Source organism: Synechocystis sp. CACIAM 05 (assembly GCF_010222815.1).
Classification (GTDB): domain Bacteria; phylum Cyanobacteriota; class Cyanobacteriia; order Cyanobacteriales; family Microcystaceae; genus Synechocystis.
The window spans coordinates 36264-48758 of record NZ_CP019225.1 but is presented as its reverse complement, the minus strand read 5'-3'; the positions used below and the strand labels follow the sequence as shown (position 1 = coordinate 48758).

Genomic DNA, 12495 nt, shown 5'->3' with positions numbered 1-12495 from the left:
GCAATAAAACCGAGGGCAGGGGATGATTGTCACTAGTTTGTTATTAATGCATTTCCTGGTTATGTTGAGTGATCCTTTTTTACAACTTCCCACCCCTGACAGCGTTGAAGTCGTTTGGTTTACCGAATTTGCCGGGGACAAGCACTGGGTGCAGTGGGGCAAAGACCTGGAGCATCGCACCGGGGCCGACACTCAACAGTTGACCCGCACCAGGGAAGATGAATGGTCCTACACCTTCCAAACCTATGACAAGCTTTCTCTCCGACCCATTTGGCGACATCAAGCGGTGATCACTGGCTTAAGAGCTGGGGAGACTTTGCCCTATCAAGTTTTTAGCCAGGAGAGCCAACGCATACACCAGAGCGATATTTTTTCCCTGCAACCTAGTCCCCCTCCAGACCAGCCCTTAAAAATTTTGCTCACCTCCGACCATCAGTTAATGCCCATGGTGGCGGCCAATATCCAACAGGCGATCGCCGTTTATGGTGACTTTGACGGGGTGTTCCACGCAGGGGATATGGTCAACGTACCGGATCGGGCTTCAGAATGGTTTGACGATCGCCGGGGTAGATCCTTTTTTCCAGTGCTGCAGGGGCGGGCTTCAGTAACTTTGGGGGGGAAAATCTATCAGGGAGCACCCATTGTACAATCCACCCCCCTCTTTCCCTGCATTGGCAACCATGAAGTGATGGGACGTAATTCCCTCAGCAAGGCGTTGCATTTGCAGTTTAAAGACGCTCGACCCCAGGTGATCGCCGAAGAGGAATATTTTGAGCAGCAGGATTTTGCTGAGCAGGAATACGACCCAGGCCAAGCCGCTCAATGGATTGAGGACAATTCCTTTAACTTCCAAACCTATCAAGAAATTTTTTCCTTACCCCCCAGCCCAGCCCCACAAAAACAGTATTATGCCGTTACTTTTGGCAATATTCGTCTCATTTCCTTAATGGTCACTAATGTTTGGCGCACACCGCAACAGGATTCAAGCACCCCAGGGCGCTATCAAGAAAGCAGTCAGCAGTTGCATGAACCGGAAAATTGGGGCTATGGTCAGCATATTTTTGAACCCATTACCCCCGGTAGCAGGCAGTATGAATGGCTGAAGCAGGAATTAGCTGGGGAAGAATTCCGCCAAGCCCAGTACAAAATTGTGATGTTCCACCATCCTCCCCATAGTTTGGGAGGTAATGTTACTCCGCCCTACACCGATCCCCAAGCCTACGAAGAATACACCCCTGATGGCGTTATGGTGCATCGCCGTTACCATTACCCCAAAGGAGAAGATCAGATTATTAAGCACTTAATTCCCCTGCTAGAAAATGCCGGAGTTCAGCTAGTTTTTTATGGCCATTCCCATCTTTGGAATCGTTTTGTTAGTCCTGGAGGAATGCACTTTTTAGAAACGTCCAATGTCGGTAACAGTTATGGCGCCCATTTAGCTGATAATCCCCGCTCCCTACCGGATTTTATTGATCCTAACAACGACTTCCCCGTGGGCAATCCCAATGGCTTATCGCCCATTACTCCCACCATTGCGCCTTTGCTCAATTCCGATGGCAAACCATTACCCTACATTGCCAGCAATAAAACTACTGTTTTTAGTGTACTGGAAACCGATGAAGATAATGCAGTGATCAAAAGCTACTATTTTGACAGCAGTGCAGATAATAACAATATAGTTTTATTTGACCAATTTCAACTAAAATAAATCCAGCACGTCCTGTTTATTTTTTTAGCATTGTAATCAATTTTGCTAATCAATGACATACATATCTGTCGCCATAACTCATCGTTTGCGGGCCACATAAAACCCATAACTGAACCAATTTTTAAATCGCCTGTATAGATCCATTTCTCGGCGTTCCATTTTTATTAGTTCCTCTGCTTCTAGGTCTCCCCTATGGCGCTTAAGGAAGTCATGTATTCGCTCTTCAACTGGCGTATAGTAACTGTCCAGCCAGTTTGTTGATGGAAGAATGAAATATCCAATTAGGTCGTAGCCTCCGTGCTCAAGAATTGCAATTTTCTCAGAAGCAGTGGCGATTTCGGGGTATTCCGTGTTCCAGTGTTGTCTAATTTCCTCCGGGGGAAGGGGATTCAGCCAGGTGATTTCTGAAACCGCAAGCACACCACCCGTTTTTAGCATGGGCTTCCAGCACTCAATCCCCTGAGCAAAGCCTAAATTATAGATCGCTCCCTCAGACCAGATGAGGTCCAACGATTCATCTGCAAACGAAAGTTTGTCCATTGATTCTGTAAGTGTCTCGATTTTTTCGGAGTAACCCATTGCCTTTGCTCTTGTGGACAAAACATCAAGAAATTCTGGAAAAATATCAATGGCAGTAATTTGTGCATTTTGCAGTTTACTTGCTAAAACCAAAGTCGATGCTCCAGTACCACAACCGATGTCAGCGACCTGAAGTTTTGCCAACGGATCAATTCGAGTTAGTTCGAGGGCTCGTAGAGTTTCGGTTTCGCTTCCTGGCCCTTGGCGTGCTCCATCCCGGTGCAAATCCATCATCAGGGCCAATAATTTTTCCTGATTCATTTCGTGAGCTGTGCCCCCAATTAATTTAGTGCCAGAAAAAGTACCTTTCAGCCTAGTACTTGTCGCTATCGATTAGAGCCCATTACCAGTGTTTACCTCAAGGTCAGGTAACCAAGGTAAGTCCACTATGCCAGGTTCATAGCCAAGTTGCTTGATCACGGTTGTTACTTGGCCACGGTGGTGGGTTTGATGATTAAACATATGGGTGACCAGCACCCAGGTGGGCATGATGCGAGTTTTGTTGTCTATGTTGCTGGTATATTCAAAAGGAGCTTCTAACCATGGGGATGATAAGTTCTGGGACCAGTGTAAAATTTTTTGGTCCATTGCCCTTCTCTCTGCCCATAGCGCTTCAAAGTCTTGGTAAAGTTCCTGCCCAATACTTTTTGATGTCAAAGATTGTTCTGTGAATCTGCCCAGCCATGCTTTGTCTCCATACAAAATATGATTTAAGGTTCCATGGATTGATTTAAAAAAAGCACCTAAATCTTTTTTTCGCATATCATCGGGAATTTTGGCGCAGACCCCATAAATTTTCCCATTGACCCATTGGTTGTATTGGGCCATTAGCTCGAAGTGATTTTTTGTTTGCATATTAGTTAACTCTTTTGATGAAATAAATTTATCGATGCTTCACCGCACCAAATGCAGCAAAACAAGAGTTTTTATGCAAAAGCTCCACTGTGTCAAAGCCAACGGAACGGAGCAAATCAAGCTGGTAAGTAACGGGTCGGGGAGAATCTTCACGGTCAATGTAGCCGAACACCTTGTCCCGATATTCCGCACCACCAAGGGAGACTAAATAGTCGCCGTATCGGTCCCACATCATTGCTTGGACAGCCGGTTGCTCATGGGAAACTAAATCGGTGATCCAAACGCTACCACCGGGGGCAAGTAGATTGTAAATTTTCTGAAAAGCTTGTCGCCAGTCTTCGTCATCCCGTAAATGGTGCAACACGGCCGCTGCAATGATCACATCGTAGGTGGAGTTTGGCAGGCTTACTGAGCGAAAATCACCCTGTATGGTACGGACTAAACCCCTATTTAATTGCTGGACCCGTTCCGCCGCTTTCATCAGCATTGGCGCACTTAGATCAAGCAGATCAACATTGAAATCTTGACTGGTGGATTGACGTAGTCGAATGGTGTTGTTGCCCGCGCCACAGCCAATATCTAGTACATTGCGAATATTCTTAGTACAAGAAACGGCCGCCTCGGTAATTAGGGACATCGCTAGGGGAGCATCAATGGTTGTCGCCTGGCCAGTTTCGAGGGAAGAAAAACGGGCCACATCTTTATCAAAACGGGAACGGATGTCTTCAATGGTTGACTTTTTTTCAAGGGGGGTGGTCATGGTGATGGCGGAAAATGGGGGGATAGGGAATTTGCCATTGCTCACTCTGGCTGAACCGGGGCAAGATATTGCTGGCTTTCCGATCGCCCGAGACGTTGAACGTAGCGATTAAACTGCCAGGTGCTGGCCGCAATTACCACTGTTTGGGTGAGAACCGTGAGAAAAAATAAGGGCGTTTGAAAGCTAATTCCTTCCACCAGGGCAATGGACGGCAGGGGACTAAACCACATCACGGTGCTTTCCTTAATTCCCGCGCCAATAGCGATCGCCAAGGGAAGAACCACCATCACCACCACAGACAAAATTAATACCAGGAGACGGGGAAAACGCATCCGTAGCAAACTCCACTGGACCAAGGTAGCAAAGGTAAAATTCCACAACAAACCCATGGTCAAGGCCACCACTATGCCGCCGAGGGGAATGGGTAACCCCGCCGGTGCTGGTGCTAGCCAGGGCAACAATAACACCATGGGCAAGGTTAAAAGGGCGGTGCAGCAAAGATTAATGGCGATCGCCCCTTGGGGGGGACTATGGTCAGAAACTAGATTTTGCCAACTCCAAGAGCGGTACTGTCGGGGGGCTTCATGGCGATAGCGGCTCCAATCCCGTAAATAGTTAATTTGGGGACACAGGGCCAGGGTCAACCCCAAAAAGAAGCAACAAAGGGTCAATTGCCAACTGGCCAGGTTAAACAACAGCAAATCTAGATGGTCCCGTTTTGTATAGCTCTGGAGTAAAAAGCCATTGGCGATCGCCACTAGGGACAGGGTTACCCCCACGCTTTGAACTTTGCTCCAGGCAGTGCTGAGGGGACGACGGAAGCGACGGCGTAATACTTGGGCAATCCAATAGGTCCCCACGCCGAAATTAGCCACCATAAACCCCATACCCAGGGGTGCTGACCGGAATAAATCCCAGCCATACCAGCGCAATTGGTCTATTTCATTGGGACCAAGGTAACCGACGGTGGTCATGGGCAAAAAGGTGGAGCGGACCAAATAAATTAGGGCTTTACCGGGGTAAAACAGAGACAACCAAGACAGAAAAAATGGCTCCCAGTCGTTTCCTTGCATAATCAAGGTCGTTGCCATCAGCGTCCCCACTCCACACAAACCGGCGATCGCCGCGCTTTTAGAAAGGGAATAACTTTTTGCATTACTGCTTAAACCAATCCAGAGGGCAATATGGAAAAAGAAACTGGCCCCCGCCAACACCACAGCGTAGTAACCCGCCAGTAGGGGCAAGGAAATGCCCGCCCCCCCAGCGGCGATTATATGGAGAGGCAAAAGGGTGAGCAAAAATCCATACAACAAACTAGGCACCCCCAGCATTTTGCCCCAGATGAAATTGCCCTCGCCCTGGGGACTAAGGCGAATAAAATTTAAAGTGCCCCGTTGACATTCCTTTTGTAAATCGGCCACCAGCAAATAAACCCCCACCACCACCAATAAAACCAGCCCGGCCAAGCTCAAAAAAGTGAAGCCATCCAGCCACCAAAGCCGCCAATTAATTTGTAGTTGTCCCAATAAATCCTGGGTGCAAACAAAAATGCCTCGGCTATATTCCCAATCCGGTGGAGTGCCCAGACAGTAGCGACTAAATTGCTCGCCAGCGGGGCTGAGGGGATCCAGTACGGGAATTTCTCCAGTGCGAAAAAATACCATCACACCCTGGAAAATTACGCTAACCAACAGCAACCAACGGACCTTAGTAGCGGTGAAACGGCTTTTGAGTTCCCGGTACAATTGGGGATACCAGTCCCCCAGGCGATCGACATGGGTAGAGAAAAAATTGATCATGGCAGTGACGGGGAAGTGGGGCAAGGAAAAGCAAAAAATCAAGTCAATCAGTCGTTAGTCAAGTCCTAATTAATCCTCCTATTTGTTCAGTCAAACATCGATAGGAGTGAGGGTCAGTAATTTCAATCAGCTTCTTAATTAAGCAAATAGTTCCAGTTGGAAACAGCTTTCAGTTGTCAAATAAATCTCAGATAAATGGAAAATAAATCAACTAGACAGAGAGATATTTAGTGATGAATAAATTAACGGTAATTTGAGAAGAAAATAGTTAAATTATCAGTCTTAACCAGGGCAGAACAGCCGTTGATACTGTCAAGAAACCTGTTGATGTCCTAGTTTGAGGAAAATACTTTCTAAATCCTCCTGTTGACAATGGAATTGACTGACTCGACAACCAGCATAGATCAAATTTCTGAGCAGGTTGGCGCTGTCTTCGGGGGAACCAGAAAAAATCACAGAGCAGTGGGTCCCTGGGGCGGAATTTGGCTGATCTCCCTGGTCATAGTTTATCTGCCAATCCTCCACACCGGGTTGATCCTTCAGGCAATCCTGCAATTGCTCTACTCCCTCCAATAGGGAGATGGTGATGGTGCGCTGCCCCAGCCGGTTATATAAATCTGTCAAAGTGGTACTTTCCACCAAACAACCCAGTTCCATCACCCCGATCGCCGTGCAGAGTTCAGCCAGGTCACTGAGCACATGGGAGGAAATCAGAATGGTCATGCCAGCGGCCTGCAACACCCGAATAATGTCACGAAATTGTTGCCGAGCGAGGGGATCTAGTCCTGAAACCGGCTCATCCAGAAGGAGTAAAATGGGCTCATGGATAATGGTGCGGGCCAAACTTAACCGTTGTTTCATCCCCCGGGAAAGACTGTTAATGCGGCTGTGGCGCTTACTGGTTAGTTGCACTAACTCCAACACTTCCTGGATGCGGTGGCGACGCCCAGGATTTTTCAGATGGTATAACCGGGCAAAGTAATCGAGATAATCCCAAACGTTCAAGTCTTCATAGAGAGGATAATCGTCCGGCAGATAGCCCAAATATTGTTTGATGCGTAAATTGTCTGCCCCCGCTACCAGGCGATCGCCAAATAAATAAATTTCTCCCCTGGTGGGTTCTTCCGCCGTGGCCAACATACGGATTAGGGTAGTCTTCCCCGCCCCATTGGGACCCATCAGACCGTACACGGCACCCTCCGCAATGCTTAAATCCACATTGGTCACCGCCCCCTGGCGATCGAAACGTTTGGTCAAACCTTGGGTAACCACAGCGGCCTTGGTTTCAGGGGTTAATTCCATGGGGGACACAGTGAAAAAGTGTGGGTGAATTGATCATAGTCCAACCACCGATTACCAATGATTAAAGCCAGCCAGTTTCACCCCTTGTCAAACATGGTAGTTATCTTTTTTAGTTGAGACGCATACCAAACTTGGTAACACCGGGAAAATCAATCTTAAATTGTTCCCAGAAATAATCTTTGTAAAAGGTTTGGTAAGGTTTAAACCCGACAGATTCATAGGTATGGCGGGCTCTGTCATTGCCATTGATCACCATAATGCCAGCAAATTCATGGCCCTGCGATCGCCCTTTGGCCAATAAAGCCCTTAGTAACGCTTTGCCAAAACCCTGGCCCCGGGCCTCCGGTAATACGGCCACATTTTCGATAATCCAGGTTGCCTGGGGTGTGAGAAACAATGGCCGTAAATTCCCTCCCCAAAGCCCCACATAATGCTCACGAAAACCCTCTAGGGTTTCTTCTCCCCAGTTCAACTCCTTGGCGATCGCCCCTAGCTGGGATAGGCATAATGGACAGTAATCATCCGTCCCTGGTACATATCCGGCGGCGGCCGCAACTGGTTGGCCCCCAGCTTCCAAAATCAGAAAATCCGGCACATTGCCCCAATTGCAAGCATCAGCCTTTAGTTCCGCCTCGATAAACTGCAATGCGGTGGTGCCAGTACCATCCAACAAATCGTCCCAAAAGCAGTGATTTAAAGGTGGTAGGGAAGCCTCGTACTCAATCCTAGCCAGAAATGGAATGTCAGCAGTGGTTGCTTGACGGGTATTTAGCGTGGTTGACATCACGACCCCTTGGGGAAAGTTTTGCGTAAAAGATACAATCTGTATGTATCTCAAAAGTAGAGGAAGTTTTTTTTCTTGTCAAGATACATACTGTCTGAATGTTAAATCCATCCACCATGCCGGCTAAGTTAACCAAAGCAGAACAAACTCGACGCACTCGCCGCGCCATCCTTGACCGGGCCCGTCACCTGTTTGCCACCAAGGGGTACGCCGCCACTGGCACCGAAGAAATTATCAGTGAGCTAGCCATTACCAGGGGAGCTTTATATCATCAATTCGGGGACAAGCGGGGGCTGTTTAAAGCTGTGATCGTCGAGGCCTACGAAGAAATCACCGACTATATCCAAACGAAAGTTCAACCCCTAGATAATAATTGGCAACAGTTAATCGTCGGCTGTCGAGCATTTCTGGAAGTTGCCCAGCAGGATGAACTGCGGCGCTTGGTATTTGTGGAAGCTCCCGCAGTTTTAGCAGCGGATGACCTCACCGAAATTGATCAATATGGCTTTGGTTTGCTCAATGGGTCGATTCAGACCGCCGTTTCCGAAGGAGAACTTGACGCCGTCGATGCTGAGGGTTTTGCCCATTTGGTCAATGGTTCCTTGAATGAGTTGGCCGCCTGGGTAGCCCAGTCTAACGATCCAGAACGGCTTACAACCGCCCAATGCTTGGTGGAAACATTACTGCTACGACATCATCACTGCGGTTAGTTTTTCATTCTTGGGTTCAAAAAAAGCCAGGCCCATGACCAAAAATGGGTAGTGAGTCAAGCTGTCATTGGACTAACTTAATCCTTTAATCTCCAGTGGCGATCGCCCCTTGGCCATGGGAATTCTCCTCCAGTGCTTGCAAGGGAGAGGCAATATAGGAAAATACAATCAACTCGATCGCCGTCGAGAAAAAACCGCTATCAGGAGCCTCTATGTACATCGTTCAAATTGCCTCAGAATGCGCCCCCGTCATTAAGGCTGGGGGATTGGGGGATGTTATTTACGGCCTAAGCCGTGAATTGGAACTGCGGGGCCATTGCGTCGAGCTAATCCTACCCATGTACGATTGCATGCGCTATGACCACATCTGGGGTTTACACGATGCTTACCGCAACCTAGAGGTGCCCTGGTATGGAAGCTCAATCTTCTGTGATGTTTTTTGTGGCTGGGTTCACGGTAGGCTCTGCTTCTTCATTCAGCCCAAATCTTCTGATAACTTTTTTAATCGGGGTCATTATTATGGCGCTCTAGACGACCATATGCGCTTTGCCTTTTTCTCCAAGGCGGCCATGGAGTTTTTGCTACGCAGTAACAAACGCCCAGACATTATCCACTGCCACGATTGGCAAACGGGACTGGTGCCAGTGTTGTTGTATGAAATTTATCGTTTCCACGGCATGGACCATCAACGGGTTTGTTACACCATCCACAATTTCAAACACCAGGGCATTGCTGGAGCCAATATTCTCCACGCCACTGGGCTTAATAATGACAGTTATTATTTCAGCTACGATCGCCTGCAGGATAATTTCAATCCCAATGCGATTAACTTCATGAAGGGGGGCATTGTCTACTCCAACTATGTCAACACCGTTTCCCCCCACCATGCTTGGGAAGCCCGTTTTTCCGATATTTCCTGTGGCTTGGGCCATACCCTGGAAATCCATCAGCAAAAATTCGGCGGTATTTTGAACGGTTTGGATTACGAAGTGTGGAACCCAGAAATTGATCCTTTACTGGCGAGTAACTTCAGTGTCAAAACCTTTGGCGATAAGGCAAAAAATAAGCAAGCGTTACGGGAAAGATTACTGTTAGAAACGGATGATAAAAAACCCATGCTCTGCTTTATTGGCCGCTTGGATGGACAAAAAGGTGTGCACTTGGTGCATCACTCCATCTACTACGCCCTCAGCCAGGGAGCGCAATTTGTCCTGCTCGGCTCCGCCACCGAACCCAATCTGAGCAAATGGTTCTGGCATGAAAAACAACATCTCAACGATAACCCCAATGTCCATCTAGAGTTGGGCTTTGACGAGGAGCTGGCCCACTTAATTTACGGAGCGGCGGACATTATTGTGGTGCCCAGCAACTACGAACCCTGTGGTTTGACCCAAATGATTGGTCTGCGTTATGGGGCCGTTCCGGTGGTGCGGGGAGTAGGCGGTTTGGTAAATACTGTTTTCGACCGGGATTATGATCAGAACCATCCCCCGGAGAAACGTAATGGTTTTGTTTTCTATCAACCGGATGAGTATGCCCTGGAAACGGCCCTCAGTCGGGCGATCGCCTTGTATAAGGATGATCCCGTGGCTTTTAAAACCTTGGCCTTGCAGGGCATGGCCTACGACTACTCTTGGAATAAACCAGGGCTCCAATATGTGGAAGCCTACGAATACATCCGGGCTTAACACTTCGGATTTGTAACAGTTTCGTTACACTAGTTCAGAGGCGGAGTCAAAGCAGTTGGTCAAAGCTTCGTTCAGTATTATCCGCACTAGATAAATAACAACAACTTAAGCATTATGGGATTCTTCGATTTATTCGGTAAAAAAACTGCCATGGTTGCCCCCAATGAAGCATTACCCGGGCGATCGGCCACTATGCCCGTGCCAGATAAGCATTTTGTCAACGGCAATCCTCTCAAAGCTCCCTTTCCCCAGGGAATGGAAACGGCTCTGTTTGGTTTAGGCTGTTTTTGGGGAGCAGAACGCAAATTTTGGCAAATCCCTGGAGTTTACAGCACCGCTGTTGGTTATGCGGCTGGTTATACTCCCAATCCCAATTATCAAGAAGTTTGTACGGGTATGACTGGCCATAATGAGGTGGTTTTAGTAGCCTTTGATCCCCAGCAAGTAAGTTACGACCAATTGCTCAAAGTTTTTTGGGAAAGCCATAACCCCACCCAGGGCATGCGCCAGGGCAATGATGTGGGTACCCAATACCGCTCTGGCATTTACACCTATTCCGAAGCCCAACAACAGGCCGCTTTGGCATCGAAGCAAGCCTATCAGCAAGCTCTCCAACAGGTGGGTTACGGGGAAATTACCACAGAAATTTTACCAGCCCCGGATTTTTATTACGCTGAAGATTATCACCAACAATATTTGGCGAAAAATCCCAATGGTTACTGCGGTTTGGGGGGCACTAATGTGGCCTGCCCCATTGGCACAGAAGTTTCCCTGGGAGCTTAGTTGGGTTGGCGAGCAAAATCCTGTTATTAGGTTCAGCGGGACAAGTGGGGCGAGAATTAGCCATTCCTTTGTCCCGTTTTGGTTCAGTGCAAGAAGCAACTAGGGTTAGCTTTGATTTGGCCCAGCCAGATGTCCTAGGCGAGAAAATTCGTGCTGTTGCCCCGGACATCATTGTCAACTCCGCCGCCTATACTGCTGTGGACAGGGCCGAAACAGAGCCAGAATTAGCTTACGCAGTTAACGCCCTTGCTCCCCAGGCGATCGCCAAAGTGGCCAAGGAAATCGGTGCCTATGTGGTGCATATTTCCACTGACTATGTGTTTGATGGTAGCCAGAGTTCTCCCTACCGAGAAACAGATGTCACCAATCCCCTCGGGGTTTATGGCCAAGGCAAATTCCAGGGGGAAATAGCCATTGCCGACAGTGGTTGTAATTTTCTTATTGTCCGCACTGCCTGGGTTTATGGAGTCCATGGATCGGGCAATTTTGTCAAAACCATGGTGCGTTTAGGCAAAGAACGGGAAGAAGTGAGGGTGGTGGCGGATCAAATTGGTGGGCCCACCTGGGCAAAGGATCTGGCCGAGGCGATCGCCGCTTTGACGGAACAACGGGCCCAAGGCATTTACCACTACAGCAACAGTGGGGTGGCGAGTTGGTACGATTTTGCCGTGGCTATTTTTGAGGAAGTTGAAAATCTAGGTATTCCCCTTAAGGTGCGTCAGGTGGTGCCCATTGCCACAGCGGCCTATCCTACCCCGGCCCGACGGCCAGCCTATTCTGTTTTATCCCATGAAAAAATAGTACGAGCTTTGGGGTCTGCCCCTCCCCATTGGCGAGCTTCATTGCGGGCCATGCTCCAGGAAGGGCTAATGGCAGGAATTTTTTAAGGTTTACGGGGCGATTATCAGCAGACGTTACACCGACAAAAATGATGGTTTGATTCCAAAATTTAGCGAAAAATTAAAATTATCAGGATTGTCAACCTGTACTGATGTTGTGATCATAGGCTGCTCCACGGGAGATCCATAAACATAGCAACTCACCACTAACCCAGTAACCCCAAAATTAACGGCAACCCGTTTTGACAAGCATGAACTAATTTGCTGGCAGGTTCTAAGCCGTTGGCGATCGTTTCTAGAAATCTCACAGCCCGTTTTGCTTTGGTTGTAAGTCCCACATCGTCTGGGTTTTGGGCCGCTTCGGCAATTTTTTTAACCTGATTGGCCGCTTCCACTTTTTCATCGTCGTCTAGCTTGGCTTCCATTTCAATGGCTGTGCTCAACTCTTGTAGTAATTGCTTTAGTTCATCCTGATTGTGATCAGCGGTGCTGGAAATTTGCTTAATAGTGCTGTTAACAGTACCAATAATGTCCCGCAGATTGACAACGGACTGAGTCGCGTTGATGTTAAAATCGTTGCCGACGCTGATATTTTGGCTTTTATCGTTGGTTTAGTTCATAGTCTTTTGTACACTCGAAGTTAATTGAAAAAAACTGGTCATTGCTGACCAATTTACTGATTAAATCT

At 48.0% G+C, this 12495-nt stretch carries 13 protein-coding genes; 5 read left to right on the top strand and 8 right to left on the bottom strand.

Going from position 1 to position 12495, the window contains the following annotated elements; genetic code table 11:
- Positions 1-22: 22 nt before the first annotated feature.
- A complete protein-coding gene (locus BWK47_RS00215; RefSeq protein ID WP_162327113.1) occupies positions 23-1708 on the top strand; it encodes a purple acid phosphatase family protein in 1686 nt (561 codons plus the stop codon).
- Positions 1709-1786: 78 nt separating this feature from the next.
- Here the strand turns inward: BWK47_RS00215 and BWK47_RS00210 are convergent, their stop codons facing one another.
- The 6 genes from BWK47_RS00210 to BWK47_RS00185 form a co-directional block, all read right to left on the bottom strand.
- On the bottom strand, positions 1787-2548 hold the full coding sequence (locus BWK47_RS00210) for a class I SAM-dependent methyltransferase (RefSeq protein WP_162327112.1): 762 nt from the start codon (positions 2546-2548) through the stop codon (positions 1787-1789).
- Between the two features lie 72 nt (positions 2549-2620).
- Positions 2621-3142, bottom strand: coding sequence for a DinB family protein (locus tag BWK47_RS00205; RefSeq protein WP_162327111.1), 522 nt, complete (start codon positions 3140-3142; stop codon positions 2621-2623).
- A 28-nt stretch (positions 3143-3170) separates the two neighbouring features.
- On the bottom strand, positions 3171-3902 hold the full coding sequence (locus BWK47_RS00200; RefSeq protein ID WP_237269717.1) for a class I SAM-dependent methyltransferase: 732 nt from the start codon (positions 3900-3902) through the stop codon (positions 3171-3173).
- Positions 3903-3943: 41 nt separating this feature from the next.
- On the bottom strand, positions 3944-5701 hold the full coding sequence (locus BWK47_RS00195; protein WP_162327109.1) for a hypothetical protein: 1758 nt from the start codon (positions 5699-5701) through the stop codon (positions 3944-3946).
- Between the two features lie 312 nt (positions 5702-6013).
- Positions 6014-7012 carry an ABC transporter ATP-binding protein gene (locus BWK47_RS00190; RefSeq protein WP_162327108.1) on the bottom strand — a complete coding sequence of 333 codons (999 nt, stop codon included), beginning with the start codon at positions 7010-7012 and terminating at the stop codon, positions 6014-6016.
- 100 nt (positions 7013-7112) lie between these two features.
- Positions 7113-7787 carry a GNAT family N-acetyltransferase gene (locus BWK47_RS00185; RefSeq protein ID WP_020861345.1) on the bottom strand — a complete coding sequence of 225 codons (675 nt, stop codon included), beginning with the start codon at positions 7785-7787 and terminating at the stop codon, positions 7113-7115.
- 116 nt (positions 7788-7903) lie between these two features.
- Here BWK47_RS00185 and BWK47_RS00180 point away from each other — a divergent pair, with 116 nt between their 5' ends.
- The gene (locus BWK47_RS00180; RefSeq protein WP_237269716.1) at positions 7904-8497 is read left to right on the top strand and encodes a TetR/AcrR family transcriptional regulator; all 594 of its coding nucleotides are present in this window, start codon (positions 7904-7906) and stop codon (positions 8495-8497) included.
- Positions 8498-8582: 85 nt separating this feature from the next.
- On the opposite strand, the gene BWK47_RS17220 is transcribed toward BWK47_RS00180, so the two are convergent.
- Positions 8583-8717, bottom strand: coding sequence for a hypothetical protein (locus tag BWK47_RS17220; protein WP_257793032.1), 135 nt, complete (start codon positions 8715-8717; stop codon positions 8583-8585).
- Between BWK47_RS17220 and glgA the strand changes: the two genes are divergently transcribed.
- The 3 genes from glgA to rfbD all read left to right on the top strand — a co-directional run bounded on the left by glgA (position 8710) and on the right by rfbD (position 11855).
- Entirely contained in the window at positions 8710-10185 is a 1476-nt protein-coding gene (gene glgA, locus BWK47_RS00175) for a glycogen synthase GlgA (RefSeq protein ID WP_010871253.1), read from the top strand. The two genes, BWK47_RS17220 and glgA, sit on opposite strands and share 8 nt — an antisense overlap.
- A 114-nt stretch (positions 10186-10299) precedes the next feature.
- Entirely contained in the window at positions 10300-10968 is a 669-nt protein-coding gene (gene msrA / locus BWK47_RS00170) for a peptide-methionine (S)-S-oxide reductase MsrA (RefSeq protein ID WP_162327106.1), read from the top strand.
- 5 nt (positions 10969-10973) lie between these two features.
- Positions 10974-11855, top strand: coding sequence for a dTDP-4-dehydrorhamnose reductase (gene rfbD / locus BWK47_RS00165; RefSeq protein ID WP_162327105.1), 882 nt, complete (start codon positions 10974-10976; stop codon positions 11853-11855).
- A gap of 158 nt (positions 11856-12013) precedes the next feature.
- Here rfbD and BWK47_RS00160 read toward each other — a convergent pair whose 3' ends face one another.
- Positions 12014-12232, bottom strand: coding sequence for a hypothetical protein (locus BWK47_RS00160; RefSeq protein WP_204250432.1), 219 nt, complete (start codon positions 12230-12232; stop codon positions 12014-12016).
- Positions 12233-12495 lie beyond the last annotated feature (263 nt).